Origin of the sequence: Ponticoccus litoralis, from assembly GCF_039769985.1 — a bacterium.
Lineage (GTDB): Bacteria > Pseudomonadota > Alphaproteobacteria > Rhodobacterales > Rhodobacteraceae > Ponticoccus > Ponticoccus litoralis.
Window position 1 is genome coordinate 1,393,495 of the sequence record NZ_JBDNCH010000002.1, and the last position, 16,900, is coordinate 1,410,394.

Sequence of the window (16,900 nt, forward strand, 5' to 3'; positions counted from 1 at the left end):
CCACAGTGATGCGCCGCCTCACCCTCATCGCCCTGCCCTATCTCTGGCTGCTGGCGCTCTTCCTCGTGCCCTTCCTGATCGTGCTGAAGATCTCGCTGTCGGACGTGGCCCTGGCGCGCCCGCCCTACATGCCGCAACTCGACCTTTCCGCCGGGTGGCAGGGCATCGCAACCTTCTTTGCCGGGCTCGACTTCGAGAACTTCACCTTCCTCGCCACCGATGACCTCTACTGGAAGGCCTATCTTTCCTCGCTCAAGATCGCGCTGATCTCGACGCTGCTGACCCTCGCGGTGGGCTACCCCATGGCCTACGGCATGGCCCGCGCGGCGCCGGAATGGCGCCCGACACTCCTGATGCTGGTGATCCTGCCGTTCTGGACCTCCTTCCTGATCCGCGTCTATTCGTGGATGGGGATCCTCTCGACCGACGGCACGCTGAACCAGCTGCTGCTGGGCCTCGGGATCATCGACGCACCGCTGACCATCCTGAACACCAATACCGCCGTCTACATCGGCATCGTCTACACCTACCTGCCCTTCATGATCCTGCCGATCTACGCGGCGCTGGAAAAGCTCGACTCCAGCCTGCTCGAGGCCGCCGAAGATCTCGGCTGCTCGCGCCTCGCCGCCTTCTGGCTGGTGACCGTGCCGCTGTCGCGGGGCGGCATCATCGCGGGCTGCTTCCTCGTCTTCATCCCGGCGCTCGGCGAATTCGTCATCCCCTCGCTTCTGGGCGGCTCCGACACGCTGATGATCGGCAAGGTCCTCTGGGAGGAGTTCTTCTCCAACCGCGACTGGCCCGTCGCCAGCGCCGTGGCGGTGATCCTGCTGCTGATCCTGATCGTCCCGATCGTCCTGTTCCAGCGCTCCGAGGAAAAGGCCCGGGAGGCCGACCAATGATCCCGCGTTTCTTCTGTCCCGAAATATCCCGGGGGAGCCCGCAGGGCGGGCGCAGAGCCCCCTGCGACGGAGGCCGCGCATGAGACGCTTTTCGTGGTTCAACACAACCTCGCTGACGCTGGGCTTCGCCTTCCTCTACCTGCCCATGGTGCTGCTGGTCGTCTATTCCTTCAACGCCTCCCGCCTTGTCACCGTCTGGGCGGGCTTCTCGACCAAGTGGTACGGGGAACTCCTGCGCAACGAGGAATTCCTCGACGCGGCACTGGGTCACCCTGCGCGTCGCCTTCTTTTCCTCGACGCTGGCCACGGTGCTGGGCACCATGGCGGCCTATGTGCTGATCCGCGCGGGCCGTTTCCCGGGGCGCACGCTGTTTTCCGGCATGATCTACGCCCCGCTCGTCATGCCCGAGGTCATCACCGGCCTGTCGCTGCTGCTTCTGTTCATCGGCATCGGGCTGGATCGCGGCGTGCTGACGGTCGTGCTTGCCCATACCACCTTCGCCATGTGCTACGTCTCGGTGGTGGTCTCCTCGCGGCTTGCCAGCTTCGACATGTCGCTGGAAGAGGCTGCGCTGGATCTTGGCGCCTCGCCCTTCGACAGTTTCCGCCTCGTGACCCTGCCGATCATCGCCCCCGCGGTGATCTCGGGCTGGCTGCTGGCCTTCACGCTGTCGCTCGATGACCTCGTGATCGCCTCCTTCACCACCGGCCCCGGCGCCACGACCCTGCCGATCAAGGTCTTCTCCGCCGTCCGCCTTGGGGTCAGCCCCGAGATCAACGCGCTGTCGACCATCATGATCGGTATCGTCACGGTCGGCGTGATCACCGCCTCGCTGATTTCCAAGCGCAGCGCCGTCCAGCGCGCGCGCGAGGAACAGGCCGCCGTCCGGACCAGCTGACATGCGGCGCCTCTACGAACCGGCGGCCTACGGGCCGCAGGGCGCCTGCTACTGGGCCGGCACCCTGCCCGCCGCCGACTGGGGCCGCCCCGAGGGCGATGCCGGCACCGAGGTCGCGGTGATCGGCGGCGGCTTCACCGGCCTCTCCGCCGCGCTGCATCTGGCCGAAGCCGGCACCGCCGTGACGGTGCTGGAGGCCGAACATCCCGGCTACGGCGCCTCGGGCCGCAATGGCGGCTTCTGCTGCCTCGGCGGCGCCAAGGCCTCGCCCGCCACCATCGAGCGCCGCTTCGGGTCCGGCGCCGCGCAGGCCTGGGCCGGGACCGAGAAGGCCGCCGTCGCCCGCGCCCGCGCCCTGATCGACCGCTTCGGGATCGACGCCGATACCCATTCGGACGGGGAAGTCCTGCTGGCCCACAAGCCCCGCGCCTTTGCGGCCCTGCGGGCAGAGATGCCGGATCTGGCAAGGGCCTATGGCGTCACGCCCCTGTTGATCCCGCCCGAGGCCCTTGCGGACCACGGGCTGGGCGGCACCGGCACGGCGCCCTGCACCTGCCGCTCGGCTTTGCCCTGAACCCGCGCAAGTATCACGCCGGGCTGGCGGTGGCGGCCCGCGCCGCCGGGGCCGGGCTGCACTCGGACAGCCCGGTGACGGCCCTCACGCCGCAAGGCGGGCGCTGGCACCTGACCACGCCCACGGGGCGCATAACCGCCCGGCGGGTGATCCTTGCCACCAACGGCTATTCCTCCGAGGACCTGCCGGACTGGCTGGCCGGGCGCTACCTGCCCGCGCAGTCCAGCGTCATCGTCACCCGCCCGCTGACCGACGGCGAGCGCGCCGCGCAGGGCTGGACAAGCGACCGCATGGCTTACGATTCACGCGTCCTGCTGCACTACTTCCGCATGCTGCCCGAGGGCCGCTTTCTCTTTGGCATGCGCGGCGGGCTGCGGGCCACCCGGCGCGAGCGCGCCAGCCTCAGCCGCCGCATCCGCCAGCATTTTCACCGCCTGTTTCCCGCCTGGCGCGACGTGGAGATCACCCATGAATGGGACGGGCTGGTCTGCCTGATGCGCAGCCTGACCCCCTTCGTCGGTGCCGTGCCCGAGGCCCCCGGCCTGTTTGCCGCCATGGGCTTTCACGGCAATGGGGTTGCCATGGGCACCCATGCGGGCGCCAGCGTCGCCGCCATGGTCCGGGGCGAGCCCCCGGCAGACTGCCCCACCTTCCTCAGCCAGCCGCCCGGGCGCTTCCCGCTGGGCCGCTTCCGCCGCTCGCTGCTGCGACCGGCCTATGTCGCGGCGGAGGCGCTGGACCTCTAGGCCCCGCCCCGCTGCCCCCTTTGAAACAAGGAAACCCCGCCACGCCCCCGGCGGTCGCGGACCGGTCGTGTCGCGCATCTGTCACACCAACCGCCGTTGCGGGACCGGCCCGCCGCAGTCGGCTTCCCGTCAGGCCCCGGGGCTTGGGGGGCAGCCCCACTGCGGCCCACCAAGCCCGGGCGCCTCAGCCATGCGGCGTCATGTTGGAACGCGCCTGCCCGCGCCGCAGGCCCAGCTGGCGTTCGCGCCAGATGATCAGGCCGCCCGCCGCGACCACGATCGAAGAGCCCAGGATCACCATGGGCGTCGGCACCTCGGCGAAGAAGACCCAGCCGAAGACGATGGCGAAGAGGATCGAGGCATAGTCGAAGGGCGCCACCACCGATGCCCCGGCAAAGCGGTAGGCCGAGGTCAGGAAGATCTGCGCCACCCCGCCAATCAGCCCCGAGGCCACCAGCATGGCCAGTGCCCATGGCGCCGGCCAGACCCAGCCGAAGGGCAGCGTGAGCAGCGAGAACAGCGTCGCCGTCAGCGAGAAATAGAAGACGATGGCAGAGGTTTCCTCGACCTGGATCATGCGCCGGATCTGCACCTGCACCAGCGCCCGCAGGGCCGCCGAGGCCAGCACCAGCATCACGCCGAACAGCGCCGCCCCTTCGAGGCTGTCCAGCGACAGGCGCGGCCACAGCACCACCATGACGCCGACAAGCCCCAGCAGCACGCAGGCGGTGCGGAACAGGCGCAGGCGCTCGCCCAGCAGCACCGCGGCGGCGAAGACCGTCAGCATCGGCGCGGCAAAGCCGATGGCCGTGACCTCGGGCAGGGGCAGCAGGCCAAGGGCGGCGAAGTTGCAGCCCATGGCCGAGACCCCCAGCAGCCCGCGCCAGCTGTGGCCGCCCCAGGACTTTGCCTTCAGCCCGGTGCTGAGGTCGCCGCGCATCCACAGCCATCCAACGATCACCGGCATCGCGAAGAAGCTGCGGAAAAACACCGCTTCGCCGGTTGGCACCACATCGGCGGTCGCCTTGATCAGCGAGGCCATGATGGTGAACAGCACAACCGAGGTCAGTTTCAGCGCGATCGCGCGCGTCGGATTCATGGCGGCTCCTGCGGTGACTGGGCGCAGACTACGCCGCGGGGCGCCGGGGTCAATGGGGCGGGATGGGGGCGGCGCCGTACCGGGTGGCGCCGGGGCTGTCCCTGCGGCTTGCGAAACAGGGCATCGGCCTAGCGGCACGGATCGGGGGTCTGCGCAATCGGACCAGCGGGGCGCCCGACCATTCGCCCTGTCCCGGCATCGCGCCGACAGGGGCGCATGGCTGCGCGGTCACGCGGCCCCGGCGGCCCGTCCGGCGCGGTCCCGACCGGCCCGCCTGCCGCGTCTCAGGTGGTTTCCGGGCAATGCCGCCGGAACGCGCGCTTGAGCATGTCCAGCTCTGCCCGCAGCAGGTCCACTTCGGCGCGGATGTCATCGGCCAGCGCCTCTCCGGCGATCAGGGTGAAGCTGTCCAGCACCCCCTGCCCGGGCGTCGGTGATCAGGAAGGTCTGCACCCCGTCCCCCACCGCCTGCACCGGTACCGGCACCTCGACCGCCCAGCGACCGGCGCTTGTGGTTTCGGTCACCGTGACGCCGCCGACGGGCTTGTCGTGCAGGGTCACCGCGATCTCGGGGGCGGGGGCGCCATCCTCCGAGGCCACCAGCAGCCCCTCCCACACGCCTTCCGGGAAACGTGTCTTGGTCAGTGTATAGGCGCTCATCTGGTCCCTCTCACAAGGCGGCCCGCTTGCGGCGGCTGAAGGTCAGGTCGCGCAGGATCACCTGGTTCATCTCCGGCCCCTCGAAGATCAGGTCGAGCCACAGGCGCTCGACCCGCTTTTCGTTCAGCCGGGTGTAGGCGAGGTCGAATTCCACCTCGACCGACTCGGCGCCCAGCGGCAGCTCGCGCACGATCTGTTCGGTATTGGGGCCATGCTTGATATTGAGCCGCGCGAAGATCTCCAGCGGCTTTTCCATTTCGACGATGGTCCGCACCCGGATCAGGTGGTCGCGCTTCAGCCCGTGGCCGACGTGCTCCGGCAGGTCGACGGCCAGCGACAGGTAGGACCCGTCGAAGCGGAAGACGTCCAGCCGCAACCCGTAGGCGGCAAGGTCCGCCTCGCGCTGGTTGCGGATCTGGCGCAGGGTCATTTCAGAGTGCTGGCAATCGTGGAACAGGGTCGCCTCGCGGCCCAGCGAACTGTTCGACGGCACCGAAGAGATGCCGCCCACCGGCAGCGGCCCGCACCACAGTTCCGGGCGCCAGGCCCAGTCCGAATCCGGCGGGCTGGGAAAGGCCTGATTGCCGATCAGCGGCAGCGCCAGCCGTTCCTCCGCGACATGGATCAGGGCGTCGAGCTGGCTGCGCAGGCGGCGGGCGCGGGCGCGCTGGCGCCGCAGGACGGGCAGGTCGGCCTCGCGCGCCTCGCGCGCGGCGCGGGTCCAGCGCCTGAGGCCCGTGGCAAAGACCGCCCGGTCGATCCATCCCTGCTGCTTCGTCATCGCCCCGCGCGTCCGTTTCCCGGCAAGCCGTCATTTGTTTCCATATCGGAAACCACTAAAGCAAATGCCCGGCACCGTCGACAAGTGCAAGGCGCCGGGACGGGCCGGATATAGCAACCGGGTCTTTCCGCGCCGTGAAGGGCTCACCGCTGCGTCAATCCGGCGAAGAGGCCGCGTTTCCTGCGCTGAGGCGCTGTCGCCCCGGGTGCTGCCCCGGGTGCTGCCTTGGGGGCCGCCCCGGGCGCTGCCTTGGGCGTCGCGGGTTTCGCCACCTCTGCAGCCATCCGGGCCTTCAGCCGCATCAGCAGCTCCGCCCCCTCCGGTCCCGCCATGGGGTTGCCCGCAGGCGCGTAAAGCGCCGCCCCGACAAGCCGGTCGTCCAGCACGAAGACGGTGCGCCAGTGCTTCGGGTCGCCGCCGGGCAGGATCGCCGCGCCGCCCTGCCCGAGATGGGCAATGACCGCATCCGGCGTCCGGCTGCCGGACAGCAGCGGCGCCCGGCGGGCCTTGGCCAGCAGCTCCGGCGAGGGCAGGTCCTCCGCCGTGCCGCGCGATCCGGCGGCGACGGTAATCAGCACCGGCTCGACATAGCCGCCCACCTGTCCGCCGGTCAGGATGCGGCAAGAGGCGATGGCGGCAAAGCCCCGCTGCGCGCCGCCCCTGCGGGACTTGGGATCGATACAGTAGCCCTCGGGCGGGACCACGGGCACGTCGCCCCCGGCCAATGTCAGCCGCAGCAGCGGTTTCGCCGCTTTCGGCGCCGCGGCCCCGTCGACGGCACCGGACAGCAGGCCCTTGCCGCCCGCCCCTGTCGGGGCCGCACCGGGGACCGGCGCGCATCCCGCAAGCCACAACAGGCCAAGAACAAGAAGGCAGCGGCCAGGCCTCATGCGGCTGGCCCCTGCGCGGCGGGTCTGGACAGGGTCAACGGCTCCTCCCGAACCGGATGATAAGACCTTTGAACCATTACCCAGTCCCGCCGCACCGGGCAAGCGCCGCAGCCCCGCGCGGTCGTGGGGCTGGCCGCACATCCCCGCAAGGTGTCCCGCGATGTCCCTATCCGCTGCCGATCAACGCGCCCGCCGCAAAGACCAGCGCGCCGCCCAGAACGACCTGGAAGGTGGCCCGCCAGAACGGCGTTTCCATAAAGCGGTTCTGGATCCGGGCAATCGCCCAAAGCTCTATGAAGACGACGATCAGCGCCACCGTGGTGGCTGTCCAGAAATGCGGGATCAGGTAGGGCAGCGCATGGCCCAGCCCGCCCACCGCCGTCATCACCCCCGAGGCGATGCCGCGCTTGACCGGCGAGCCGCGACCCGACAGCGCCCCGTCGTCCGAGGCCGCTTCGGTGAAGCCCATCGAGATGCCCGCGCCGACAGAGGCGGCCAGCCCCACCAGGAAGGTGGTCCAGGTGTCCTGCGTGGCAAAGGCCGTCGCGAAGATCGGCGCCAGCGTCGAGACGGAACCGTCCATCAGCCCCGCCAGCCCCGGCTGGACCCATGTCAGCACGAACTGCCGCTTCTCGGCCCGGCCCTCGGCCTCTCGCGCGTCGGGGCCGAGGTGCTCGACCGCCAGCCGCTCTGCCGTGTGCCCGTGGCCCGCTTCTGCCGCGGCGAGATCGCCCAGCAGCTTGCGCGTGCCCGCATCGCTCACCCGCTTCGCCGCCTCGCGGTAATAGCGTTCGGCGTCCTGCTCCATAGCCTGCGCCTCTTCGCGAATGCGCTCCAGCGAGAGGTTTTCCACCAGCCAGACCGGGCGCCGCGCGTAATAGCCCGCCACATGTTCGCGACGGATCAGCGGGATCACCTCGCCGAAGCGCTTCTGGTGCAGGGCGATCAGCTGGCCGCGATGGCCGTCCTCTTCGGCGGCCATGCCGTCGAAGACCCGCGCGGTGTCGGGGTAGTCGTCGCGCAGGCGCGCGGCATAGCTGCGATAGATGCGCGCGTCGTCCTCTTCCGAGGAAATGGCGAGCGCGAGGATTTCCTGCTCGGAAAGGTCGTCGATGCGGCGGCGATAGATCGAAAACATGGCTGGGGCCTCGGATTAGAATGATTCTAATCTACTGAGAGAGGCGGGAACTGCAAGCCCGGATATCCGACCTTTGCCGCAATGCGGCAATCCGTCAGCCCCCTTGCATTCTGAACTGATCGGTTTAGATAACTGGACAGAACGGTTCAGTTTATATTGGAGACAGACAATGACCCGTATCCTTACCGCCGCCGCCCTTGCGCTTGCCCTTCCGCTTGCCGCGACCGCCAGCCCGATCAACCTGCCCGAACTGACCTTTCCGGAACCGGTGGCACATCCGGACGTTTCGACCCAGGGCTGCACAACGACCGACACCGCGCTTTGCCGGTAAGGGGCTCCTTGCCCGGTCTGAACTGAACGGTTTATAGTCGGTCCGGTCAAAGGAGGGTCTGCATGACCGCAGAGGCTGTCGTCCGCAAAGGGCGCAAGTTCGAGCAGGTACTGGACGGCGCGCGTGAGGTCTTCATGCGCGACGGCTTTGAAGGTGCCAGCGTCGACGACATCGCGCGCGAGGCTGGCGTATCCAAGGCCACCCTTTACAGCTATTTCCCGGACAAGCGGCTGCTGTTCATGGAAGTCGCCTCCAGCCAGTGCTGCCGTCAGGCGGACGAGGCGATGCTGTCCATCGACCTCAGCCGCCCCCCGCGCGAGGTGCTGCCCAAGGCCGCGCATCACTTCCTGTCGTTCATCTATTCCGAGATGGGCCAGCGGATCTTCCGCATCTGCGTGGCAGAGGCCGACCGTTTCCCCGAGCTGGGCCGCCAGTTCTACCAGAGCGGGCCGCAGCTGATGCACGGCGCGCTCGTCGGCTATCTGGAGGCCGCGGTGCAGCGCGGCGAGGTCAGGATCGACGACCTCGAGCTGGCCGCCGACCAGTTCGCCGAGCTGTGCAAGGCGGATATCTGGATCAAGCTGCTGTTCGGCGTGCGCGACATGCCGTCGAAGCCGGAAATCGCCCGGATTGTGGATGGCGCCGTCGACACCTTCATGGCACGGTACGGCGCGTGAACCCGGTGCCCTGCGCGCCGTGACAACCAATCCAGTCAGCGCGGCCCGGAACGCCGCGCCCGGAGGACCGATGCAGACCATATCCGAAAACGCGTGCTTTGGCGGGGTCCGGGGCGTCTATTCCCATGCCTCGAAGGCCACCGGGGGCGAGATGACCTTCGGGCTGTTCCTGCCGGAAGAGGCGCGCCATGTGCCCGTGCCGGTGCTGTGGTATCTTTCGGGCCTGACCTGCACCCATGAGAACGCCATGACCAAGGCCGGCGCGCAGGCCTGGGCGGCGGATTATGGCATCGCGCTGGTCTTCCCCGACACCTCGCCGCGCGGCGAAGGCGTGGCCAACGACGATGCCTATGACCTTGGGCAGGGCGCGGGCTTCTACGTCAACGCCACGCAGGACCCTTGGAAGCCGCATTTCCGCATGTGGGACTACGTCGCCGAAGAGCTGCCCGCGCTGCTGGGTGAACAGTTTGCCGTCGACCTCGACCGGCAGGCGATCAGCGGCCACTCGATGGGCGGCCACGGGGCATTGACCCTTGCCATGTCGCTGCCCGGCCGCTTTGCCAGCGTCTCGGCCTTCGCGCCGATCGCCAACCCGACCGCCAGCGACTGGGGCCGCAAGCAGTTCGCGGCCTACCTTGGCGCCGACGAGACGACATGGCGGGCGCATGATTCCTCGCTGCTGATGGCGGAAAAGGGCTTCGACGGCCCGGTCCTGATCGATCAGGGGACAGAGGACCAGTTCCTCGACCTTCTGAAACCCGAGACCCTGGCAGAGGCCATGGTGCAGCGGCGGCAGGACGGCGCCTTCCGCATGCAGAAGGGCTATGACCATTCGTATTTCTTCATCTCGACCTTCATGGAAGAGCACGTCGCCTTCCATGCCGAGGCTCTGCTGGGCTGAGCCATGGTGGTCTATGTCGACGCCGATGCCTGCCCGGTGAAGGAAGAGGCCGAACGGGTCGCGACCCGCCACAAGACGCCGCTGAAGCTGGTGTCGAACGGCGGGCTGCGCCCCTCGCGCAATCCGCTGGTCGAAACGGTGATCGTGCCCGACGGGCCGGACGTGGCCGATATGTGGATCGCCGACCGCGCCAAGACCGGCGACGTAGTGGTGACCTCTGACATGCCGCTGGCGGCGAAATGCGTCGCGGCGGGTGCGCAGGTGCTGCGGCACGACGGATCGGTGCTGGACGCGCGCAACATCGGCCAGCAGCTGGCCATGCGCGACCTGATGGCCGACCTGCGCGCCGCCGACCCGTTCCGGCAGGGCGGCGGCAAGGGCTTCACCAAGGCCGACCGCAGCCGCTTTCTGAACGCGCTGGAAAACGCCGTGCGACAGGCGGCAAAGGCGGCGCAATGACCCCGGGCCCGGTCCGGCTGTCGCGCGCCCCCTGCGCCGCGCGCGGGCCGGTCGACGCGCTGCCCGACCTTGGCACCGGCACACGGGACAGCGCCCCGCCCTGCCCGTCCGCAATCGCCCGGGCCTTCCCCACCGGGCACGGGCGCGCGGCCAAGGCCACCCCGGCGGCCCCTGCCCCTGCGCCGCAGGCAACCGGCCTGCCGGGCAACGTCCTGTTCTGCGCCGGGGACACCGGGGCACGCGGCAGGCAAAACCCCCTGTCTACCGGACCCGGGCGCCGGGCCGCATGGCCGACGGGCGGCAGACTTCTGACGGAAAGCGAGACCACATGACCACGATCATCTCCTTCGACGAAGGCGAACAGCGGCTCGACTGGCTGGCCCTGACCGATGCCCCGGCAGAGGGCCACCGGCGCCCCCGGGCAGAGATCGCCGACGTCTTTCTCTATCGCGGCAAGGACACGCTGCTGAACCGCTCGGCCTGGATCGACGGGCTGGGGCTGGCGGTGAAGGCCGCGACGGTCTTTCCCGGCAACCCCGCAGAGGGCAAGCCGATGGTCGGCGGGGCGGTGAACCTTTTCGACGATACGGACGGGGCGCTTGTGGCGGTGGTCGATTTCCACCTGGTCACCAAGTGGAAGACCGCCGGGGACAGCCTGCTGGCGGCGCGCCGACTGGCCCGGCCCGACAGCCGCGAGATCCTGATCGTCGGCGCGGGCACCGTCGGCGCCTCGCTGATCGCCGCCTATGGCGCGGCCTTCCCGCAGGCGCGCTTTACCGTCTGGAACCGCACGCCGGACAAGGCCCGCGCCTTTGCCGAAAACCACGGCATCGCATGGGCCGAAGACCTCGAAGAGGCTGTGGCCGGGGCCGACATCATCGGCTCTGCCACCATGTCCACGGACCCCGTGCTGAAGGGGGACTGGCTGCAACCGGGCCAGCACGTCGACCTGATCGGCGCCTACCGCCCCGACATGCGCGAGGCCGACGATACCGCCCTGCAGCGCGCCACGCTTTACGTCGACAGCCTTGCCACCACGGTGGACCATATCGGCGAGCTGAAGATCCCGCTGGCCTCGGGCGCCATCACCCGCGACGCGATCCGCGCGGATTTCTACGACCTCGACCGCTTCGAACGGCAAAGCGACGACGAGATCACGCTGTGCAAGAACGGCGGCGGCGCGCATCTGGACCTGATGACCGCCCGCCATATCCTCGACACATGGCGGGCAGGCTGACCGCGGGGCAGGGCCGGCCTTCGCCGCGCAACCGCAGGGCCCGAGCCGCGACAGCCAGCCCCTCCGATCCCGGCCTGCCCGGGCTGACAGCCGCCGCGCCCGACCGCGCCGGGCTATCGCGTCGCGGCCCGGACCGGGTCACAACCGGGCTCAGGCGGGCTGCACCGCCGAGGCCGGGCGGTTTTCGCGCACCGGCAGGTGCACGATGGCGCTGAAGGCACCGACGCCCACGCCGATCCACCAGACCATCGTGTAATCGCCGTGAATATCGTAGAAGCGCCCGCCCAGCCAGACGCCGAGGAAGCCGCCGATCTGGTGGCTGAGGAAGACGATCCCGTAAAGCGTGCCCATGTAACGCAGGCCGTAAAGATGCGCGACAAGGCCCGAGGTCAGCGGCACCGTCGCCAGCCAGAGCGCCCCCATCACCGCCGAGAAGACCAGCACCGAGGTTGGCGTGATCGGCAGCATGATGAAGGCCGCCGCCACGAGGGTGCGCAGGGTGTAGATGCCCGCCAGCAGGTATTTCTTGGTGTAACGCTTGCCCAGCCAGCCCGCCAGCAGCGTGCCCATGATGTTGAACAGCCCGATCAGCGAGATCGACACCGCCCCCAGGGCCGAGGTCGTGGTGATCCCCAGCCCGTGCAGCATACCGCCCGGCAGGATCGGGCCGCACATCTCTGTCACGAAGGCCGGGAAATGCGCGGTGAAGAAGGCCAGCTGATAGCCGCAGGAGAAGAAGCCGAGGAAGATCAGCGTAAACGACGGGTCGCGCGCCGCCCGGCCGAGGATCGTGCCCATGCCTTCCTGCAGCTCTGCCTTGCTGGCGGCCTCGGGCGACTTCATCAGCGGCAGGGTCGCCAGCATGGCGACCAGCGCGGCGGCGAAGACCACGAAGACCCCCTGCCACGGCATGACGGCCAGAAGCGCCTCTGCCACCGGCGCGCCAAAGACCTGCCCCGCCGATCCGGCGGCGGTGGCGATGGCCAGGCTCATGGACCGGTTCTCGTCCGAGGAGGCGCGGCCCACGACCGCCAGGATCACGCCGAACCCGGTGCCCGCGATGCCGAAGCCCACCAGCACCTCCCAGTGCCTGCATGGCGAAGGGCGTCTCGGACATCGCTGACAGCAGCAAGCCCGCCACGTAGAAGGCGGTGCCCAGCACGATGGCCTTGCGGTCGCCGACCTTCTCGGCCACCGCGCCGAACAGCGGCTGCCCGATGCCCCAGGCCAGGTTCTGGATCGCGATGGCAAGGCTGAACTCGGCCCGCGCCCAGCCGAATTCCTCGGCGATCGGGATCTGGAAGACGCCAAAGCTGGCCCGCACCGCGAAAGACACGAGGATGATAAAGCAGCCGACCAGCAGGACGGGGGTGATAAGGGGGGCTTGGCGATCCATGGCGGGGCCTTTCAGGTCTGCATATCTGACCTTTTTTCACCCGTTTCGCCCCGACGTCAAATGCGAAAGCATGATGCGGGCATTCAACGGCCCTGATGACCGGCCCCTCTACACAAGCCGCCCCGCCCGCGCTAAAGCCGGATCATGACAACGCTGACAGAGCTTTACGAGGCCCGCGTCGCCGAGGGCCGCCTGAAACCCGACGAGGCGCAGCGCGCCGTCCTGCCCGCGCTCGAACGCATCCGCGCCGCGCTGGCAGAGCCGGTGAAGCGCGGCTTCTTCCGCCGCGCGCCCGAACCGCCCAAGGGGCTGTACCTTTGGGGCGGCGTCGGGCGCGGCAAGTCGATGCTGATGGATCTTTTCGTCGAAAGCCTGACCGTGCCCGCCCGACGGGTCCACTTTCACGCCTTCATGCAAGAGGTGCAGACGCGCATCCACGAGCTGCGCAAAGAAGGCGTCGAGGATCCGATCAAGCCGGTCGCGAAAGAGATCAGCGACTCTGTCCGCCTGCTGGCCTACGACGAGATGCAGATCACCGATATCACCGATGCGATGATCGTGGGGCGCCTGTTCGAGCGGCTCTTCGATGCGGGCGTGGTGGTGGTCACGACCTCGAACCGGGTGCCGGACGATCTGTACAAGGACGGGCTGAACCGCCAGCTCTTCCTGCCTTTCATCGCCCTCCTGAAAGAGCGGATGGAAGTGCGGGAACTGGCCTCTGACAAGGATCACAGGCAGGATCGCCTGTCCGGCGCGCAGGTCTATTTTGCCCCCGCCGACAGCGCCGCGCGGGCCGGGATCGACGCGCTCTGGTCGGAACTGACCCCGGGTCAGGAAGAGACCCTGACCCTGCACGTCAAGGGCCGCGAGATCGAATTGCCGCGCTATTACAACGGCGTCGCGCGGGCGAGCTTCTTCACGCTCTGCGGCAAGGCGCTGGGGCCTGCGGATTACCTGAAGCTGGCCGAGAGTGTGCGCGTGCTGATCCTCGAAGACATCCCGCGCCTGTCGCGGCAGAACTTCAACGAGGCCCGGCGCTTCGTGACGCTGATCGACGCCCTCTATGAGGCCCGCGTGCGCCTGATCGCCTCGGCGGCGGCGGAACCGGAATACCTGTACGTCGAGGGGTCGGGCAGCTTCGAGTTCGAACGCACCGCCTCGCGCCTGCGCGAGATGCAGGCCGCCGATTGGGGCACCTGAGGACCGGGCAAAAAAGAGGGCCACGAAGGGCCCTCAGGTCTGCTCTGTTATGGTCGTCTTCTGCCTGCTTGATAATTCTGGTCAATCCGGTGTGGGCAGGGCCATGTCGGCCTGCCTTTGCAAGGGGTCGGCAAGGGTCATCGGCGCGGCGGTCGGCAGAGCGGGGGCAAGACCAGGCGGCAGCGACGCAGCCCGGCTGACCGCCTCGTCCGGCGTCTGTTCCGAGGCCTCGCCCACGGTCCAGAGAAGCACGTAGGTCACGCTGAGGAAACCGATGCCAAGAGCAACCATGCGGATCATGTCAGACCCCGAGACTCTTCCACCGGCACGCAGGCTTTCACCCACGCCCCATCACGCGCATTCATTGGCAGTCCCCCAGTCGCCGCGGCTGATGATTGGCAGTCCCACCGCAAGCTGCATCATTTATAGGTGACTCCATGGCCTCACGTCAATATCTTGGGCCGCTGTCAAGGTGTGGTGGCGCATTTTTTCGGCTAACCTACGGATAGAGAGTCATTTTTTCGGCAGAGCCCGCCGCGTCCTGCGGCGCAGACGGCCGGAGCGGACCGGCAAGGCGCCGTTCGCGACAAGACGCGGTCCGGCATATTGGCCTTCTCGCAGAGCATCCCGGCGATGGAAACGAGGCTGTCGCGCTGTTGCACCGAACCGATACCCGGTGCAGCAGCGCGGCAGGATGGAAAGCCCCGGACAGGCCTAGAGCGCGTCGCGCAGCACGTATCCGGCAAGGTAGAGCGAGCCGCAGATCAGCACCCGCGCCTCGGGCGTCGCGTCGGTGATGGCGGTCAGGGCCGCCGCCACCGAGGGCGCGGTCCGGGTGTGGTGGCCGCAATCCGCCGCCAGCTTCGCCGTCTCTTCGCCGGACAGGGTATTGGTCTCTCCGGGGATCGAAACCCCGGTCAGAGAGGTCGCCTGACCGGCAAGGGGCCGCAGGAAGCCGCGCGCGTCCTTGGTGTTGAGCATGCCGCAGATCAGGTGTGTCGGGCGCTCCGGCATCTGCGCCAGCAGCGCAGCCAGCGCCTCGCCCGCGGCGGGGTTGTGACCGCCGTCCAGCCAAAGTTCGGCCCGCGGTGCCAGCCCCACCAACGGCCCGGCCAACAGGCGCTCCATCCGGGCGGGCCAGTCGACGCGGGTCATGGCGGCCTCGAAGGCATCCTCGCCCATGCCCAGATGACGCAGGACCGCCAGCGCGGCCCCCGCATTCTGCACCTGATGCGCCCCCCGCAGGGCGGGCAGCGGCAGGTCCAGCAGGCCGGTCTCGTCCTGATAGACAAGGCGGCCATTCTCTTCCCAGACGTGCCAGTGCTGGCCATGCGCCAGAAGCGGTGCGCCAAGCTGGGCGGCGCGCGCCTCGATCGCCTCCATCGCCGGATCCGGCTGCGGGCCGACGACGCAGGGCACGCCGCGCTTCAGGATGCCCGCCTTCTCGGTCGCGATCTTGGTCAGCGTGTCGCCCAGAAAGGCTTCGTGGTCCATGGAAATGGGGGTTATGACCGTCATCGCGGGGCGGTCGACGACATTGGTCGCGTCCAGCCGCCCGCCAAGGCCGGTTTCCAGCAGGGTAAAGTCCGCCGGGGTCCGCGCCATGGCCAGAAGCGCCGCGCAGGTGGTGATCTCGAAATAGGTGATCGGCGTGCTGCCGTTCGCCTCGTAGCATTCGTCGAGCACGGCGCTCAGGTCATCCTCGGTGATCAGCTGACCGGCCAGCCGGATGCGCTCGTGGAACCGGGCGAGGTGCGGCGAGGTATAGGCGTGCACACGCTTGCCCGCGCCTTCCAGACCGGCGCGGATCATCGCCTGGGTCGAGCCCTTGCCGTTGGTTCCGGCCAGATGGATCACCGGCGGCAGGCGCCGTTCGGGATGATCCAGCGCCTCCAGCAGACGCCAGACCCGGTCCAGCACAAGGTCGATGATCTTGGGATGAAGGTCCATCATCCGTTGCAGGATGACATCGGACTTCGCATTCGGCGTCATGGGCGTACCCCGGGAAAAAAGGACGAAACGACAACGCGGGGCGGCAATGGCCTAGCCCTGCTTCGCATCCGTGGCAGGGGCGGCGGGCGACGAGGCGGCCTCGTCCTCCGGTCCCGGCGGCGGCAGGTCGCCCCATGTCGGAGGCGCCATCTTCATCAGCATCCGGCACATCACGATCAGCTCTTCGCGCATCTTGCGGCGGTCGGTGACCCGGTCGAGCATGCCGTGTTCCAGCAGGTACTCCGCGCGCTGGAAGCCCTCGGGCAGCTTCTCGCGGATCGTCTGTTCGATCACGCGCGGCCCGGCAAAGCAGATCAGCGCATTGGGTTCGGAAATCTGGATGTCGCCCAGCATCGCGTAAGAGGCGGTGACCCCGCCGGTCGTCGGATGGGTCAGCACGACGATATAGGGCAGGCCCCGTTCCTTGAGCATCTGCACCGCCACGGTCGAGCGCGGCATCTGCATCAGGCTGAGAATGCCCTCTTGCATGCGCGCGCCCCCGGCGGCGGAAAACAGGATCAGCGGGCGCCCCAGCCGCACTGCCTCTTCGGCGGCGGCGACGATGGCATTGCCCACGTACATGCCCATGGAGCCGGCCATGAAGCTGAAATCCTGCGCGGCGCAGACCACGGGCGTGCGCCCGATCTCGCCGGTCGCGACAAGCATCGCCTCTCGCTCTCCGGTTGCCTTCTGGGCGGCCTTCAGGCGGTCGGGATAACGCTTCTGGTCGCGGAAATGCAGCGGGTCGACCGTCGGCTCGGGCACCGCGACCTCGGAGAAGACGCCGCCGTCGAACAGCGCGAAGAAGCGGTCGCGCGGCGTGATGTGCATGTGGTGCCCGCAATTGGTGCAGACGTTCAGATTGTCGCTGATCTCGCGGTGGAACAGCATGGTGCCGCAGCCGTCGCACTTGGACCACAGGTTCTCGGGCACCTCGCGGCGCGAGAAGATCGAGTTGATCCGCGGTCGGACGTAGTTGGTAATCCAGTTCATGACAGCCTCGGCTTCGCTCTTGGGCGTG

The 16,900-nt window shown here is 68.5% G+C and carries 16 protein-coding genes and 3 pseudogenes; 10 read left to right on the forward strand and 9 right to left on the reverse strand.

Annotated elements, in window-relative coordinates; all coding sequences use genetic code 11:
* Positions 1-8: 8 nt before the first annotated feature.
* From ABFB10_RS07945 to ABFB10_RS07960, 4 genes and pseudogenes are all read left to right on the forward strand, one after another.
* A complete protein-coding gene (locus ABFB10_RS07945) occupies positions 9-899 on the forward strand; it encodes an ABC transporter permease subunit (protein ID WP_347166105.1) in 891 nt (296 codons plus the stop codon).
* Positions 900-978: 79 nt separating this feature from the next.
* Positions 979-1,798: pseudogene (locus tag ABFB10_RS07950) on the forward strand (ABC transporter permease).
* A gap of 1 nt (position 1,799) precedes the next feature.
* Entirely contained in the window at positions 1,800-2,372 is a 573-nt protein-coding gene (locus ABFB10_RS07955) for an NAD(P)/FAD-dependent oxidoreductase (protein WP_347166106.1), read from the forward strand.
* Positions 2,369-3,118: an NAD(P)/FAD-dependent oxidoreductase gene (locus ABFB10_RS07960; protein WP_347167966.1), complete on the forward strand. Its 750-nt coding sequence runs from the start codon at positions 2,369-2,371 to the stop codon at positions 3,116-3,118. Before ABFB10_RS07955 ends, ABFB10_RS07960 begins: the two co-directional genes overlap by 4 nt.
* 184 nt (positions 3,119-3,302) lie before the next feature.
* On the opposite strand, the gene ABFB10_RS07965 is transcribed toward ABFB10_RS07960, so the two are convergent.
* The 5 genes and pseudogenes from ABFB10_RS07965 to mbfA all read right to left on the reverse strand — a co-directional run bounded on the left by ABFB10_RS07965 (position 3,303) and on the right by mbfA (position 7,686).
* A complete protein-coding gene (locus ABFB10_RS07965) occupies positions 3,303-4,217 on the reverse strand; it encodes a DMT family transporter (RefSeq protein WP_347166107.1) in 915 nt (304 codons plus the stop codon).
* Between the two features lie 284 nt (positions 4,218-4,501).
* A pseudogene (locus ABFB10_RS07970) lies at positions 4,502-4,877 on the reverse strand (hypothetical protein).
* Between the two features lie 10 nt (positions 4,878-4,887).
* Entirely contained in the window at positions 4,888-5,658 is a 771-nt protein-coding gene (locus ABFB10_RS07975) for a DUF6478 family protein (RefSeq protein WP_347166108.1), read from the reverse strand.
* A 143-nt stretch (positions 5,659-5,801) separates the two neighbouring features.
* Positions 5,802-6,548: a dihydroxy-acid dehydratase gene (locus ABFB10_RS07980; protein ID WP_347166109.1), complete on the reverse strand. Its 747-nt coding sequence runs from the start codon at positions 6,546-6,548 to the stop codon at positions 5,802-5,804.
* A gap of 166 nt (positions 6,549-6,714) precedes the next feature.
* Entirely contained in the window at positions 6,715-7,686 is a 972-nt protein-coding gene (gene mbfA / locus ABFB10_RS07985) for an iron exporter MbfA (RefSeq protein ID WP_347166110.1), read from the reverse strand.
* Positions 7,687-7,855: 169 nt separating this feature from the next.
* On the opposite strand from mbfA, the gene ABFB10_RS07990 reads away from it, so the two are divergent.
* The 5 genes from ABFB10_RS07990 (at position 7,856) to ABFB10_RS08010 (ending at position 11,291) form a co-directional block, all read left to right on the forward strand.
* Entirely contained in the window at positions 7,856-8,017 is a 162-nt protein-coding gene (locus tag ABFB10_RS07990; RefSeq protein ID WP_347166111.1) for a hypothetical protein, read from the forward strand.
* 62 nt (positions 8,018-8,079) lie between these two features.
* The gene (locus tag ABFB10_RS07995) at positions 8,080-8,694 is read left to right on the forward strand and encodes a TetR/AcrR family transcriptional regulator (protein ID WP_347166112.1); all 615 of its coding nucleotides are present in this window, start codon (positions 8,080-8,082) and stop codon (positions 8,692-8,694) included.
* Between the two features lie 70 nt (positions 8,695-8,764).
* Positions 8,765-9,595: an S-formylglutathione hydrolase gene (gene fghA / locus ABFB10_RS08000; RefSeq protein WP_347166113.1), complete on the forward strand. Its 831-nt coding sequence runs from the start codon at positions 8,765-8,767 to the stop codon at positions 9,593-9,595.
* A gap of 3 nt (positions 9,596-9,598) precedes the next feature.
* Complete coding sequence (locus tag ABFB10_RS08005) at positions 9,599-10,054, forward strand: YaiI/YqxD family protein (RefSeq protein ID WP_347166114.1); 456 nt, start codon at positions 9,599-9,601, stop codon at positions 10,052-10,054.
* Between the two features lie 328 nt (positions 10,055-10,382).
* On the forward strand, positions 10,383-11,291 hold the full coding sequence (locus ABFB10_RS08010) for an ornithine cyclodeaminase family protein (RefSeq protein ID WP_347166115.1): 909 nt from the start codon (positions 10,383-10,385) through the stop codon (positions 11,289-11,291).
* A 150-nt stretch (positions 11,292-11,441) separates the two neighbouring features.
* On the opposite strand, the pseudogene ABFB10_RS08015 reads toward ABFB10_RS08010, so the two are convergent.
* A pseudogene (locus ABFB10_RS08015) lies at positions 11,442-12,687 on the reverse strand (MFS transporter).
* Positions 12,688-12,831: 144 nt separating this feature from the next.
* Between ABFB10_RS08015 and zapE the strand changes: the two are divergent.
* On the forward strand, positions 12,832-13,887 hold the full coding sequence (gene zapE, locus ABFB10_RS08020) for a cell division protein ZapE (RefSeq protein WP_347166116.1): 1,056 nt from the start codon (positions 12,832-12,834) through the stop codon (positions 13,885-13,887).
* An 81-nt stretch (positions 13,888-13,968) separates the two neighbouring features.
* Here the strand turns inward: zapE and ABFB10_RS08025 are convergent, their stop codons facing one another.
* The 3 genes from ABFB10_RS08025 to accD form a co-directional block, all read right to left on the reverse strand.
* A complete protein-coding gene (locus tag ABFB10_RS08025; RefSeq protein ID WP_347166117.1) occupies positions 13,969-14,187 on the reverse strand; it encodes a hypothetical protein in 219 nt (72 codons plus the stop codon).
* Between the two features lie 414 nt (positions 14,188-14,601).
* A complete protein-coding gene (locus ABFB10_RS08030) occupies positions 14,602-15,879 on the reverse strand; it encodes a bifunctional folylpolyglutamate synthase/dihydrofolate synthase (RefSeq protein WP_347166118.1) in 1,278 nt (425 codons plus the stop codon).
* A 51-nt stretch (positions 15,880-15,930) separates the two neighbouring features.
* Positions 15,931-16,872 carry an acetyl-CoA carboxylase, carboxyltransferase subunit beta gene (gene accD, locus ABFB10_RS08035; RefSeq protein ID WP_347166119.1) on the reverse strand — a complete coding sequence of 314 codons (942 nt, stop codon included), beginning with the start codon at positions 16,870-16,872 and terminating at the stop codon, positions 15,931-15,933.
* Positions 16,873-16,900 lie beyond the last annotated feature (28 nt).

Coding starts and splice junctions, on each gene's coding strand:
- ABFB10_RS07945 (WP_347166105.1), top strand. CDS start 9: ATGCGCCGCCTCACCCTCATCGCCCTGCCCTATCTCTGGCTGCTGGCG.
- ABFB10_RS07955 (WP_347166106.1), top strand. CDS start 1,800: ATGCGGCGCCTCTACGAACCGGCGGCCTACGGGCCGCAGGGCGCCTGC.
- ABFB10_RS07965 (WP_347166107.1), bottom strand. CDS start 4,217: ATGAATCCGACGCGCGCGATCGCGCTGAAACTGACCTCGGTTGTGCTG.
- ABFB10_RS07975 (WP_347166108.1), bottom strand. CDS start 5,658: ATGACGAAGCAGCAGGGATGGATCGACCGGGCGGTCTTTGCCACGGGC.
- ABFB10_RS07980 (WP_347166109.1), bottom strand. CDS start 6,548: ATGAGGCCTGGCCGCTGCCTTCTTGTTCTTGGCCTGTTGTGGCTTGCG.
- mbfA (WP_347166110.1), bottom strand. CDS start 7,686: ATGTTTTCGATCTATCGCCGCCGCATCGACGACCTTTCCGAGCAGGAA.
- ABFB10_RS07990 (WP_347166111.1), top strand. CDS start 7,856: ATGACCCGTATCCTTACCGCCGCCGCCCTTGCGCTTGCCCTTCCGCTT.
- ABFB10_RS07995 (WP_347166112.1), top strand. CDS start 8,080: ATGACCGCAGAGGCTGTCGTCCGCAAAGGGCGCAAGTTCGAGCAGGTA.
- fghA (WP_347166113.1), top strand. CDS start 8,765: ATGCAGACCATATCCGAAAACGCGTGCTTTGGCGGGGTCCGGGGCGTC.
- ABFB10_RS08005 (WP_347166114.1), top strand. CDS start 9,599: ATGGTGGTCTATGTCGACGCCGATGCCTGCCCGGTGAAGGAAGAGGCC.
- ABFB10_RS08010 (WP_347166115.1), top strand. CDS start 10,383: ATGACCACGATCATCTCCTTCGACGAAGGCGAACAGCGGCTCGACTGG.
- zapE (WP_347166116.1), top strand. CDS start 12,832: ATGACAACGCTGACAGAGCTTTACGAGGCCCGCGTCGCCGAGGGCCGC.
- ABFB10_RS08025 (WP_347166117.1), bottom strand. CDS start 14,187: ATGATCCGCATGGTTGCTCTTGGCATCGGTTTCCTCAGCGTGACCTAC.
- ABFB10_RS08030 (WP_347166118.1), bottom strand. CDS start 15,879: ATGACGCCGAATGCGAAGTCCGATGTCATCCTGCAACGGATGATGGAC.
- accD (WP_347166119.1), bottom strand. CDS start 16,872: ATGAACTGGATTACCAACTACGTCCGACCGCGGATCAACTCGATCTTC.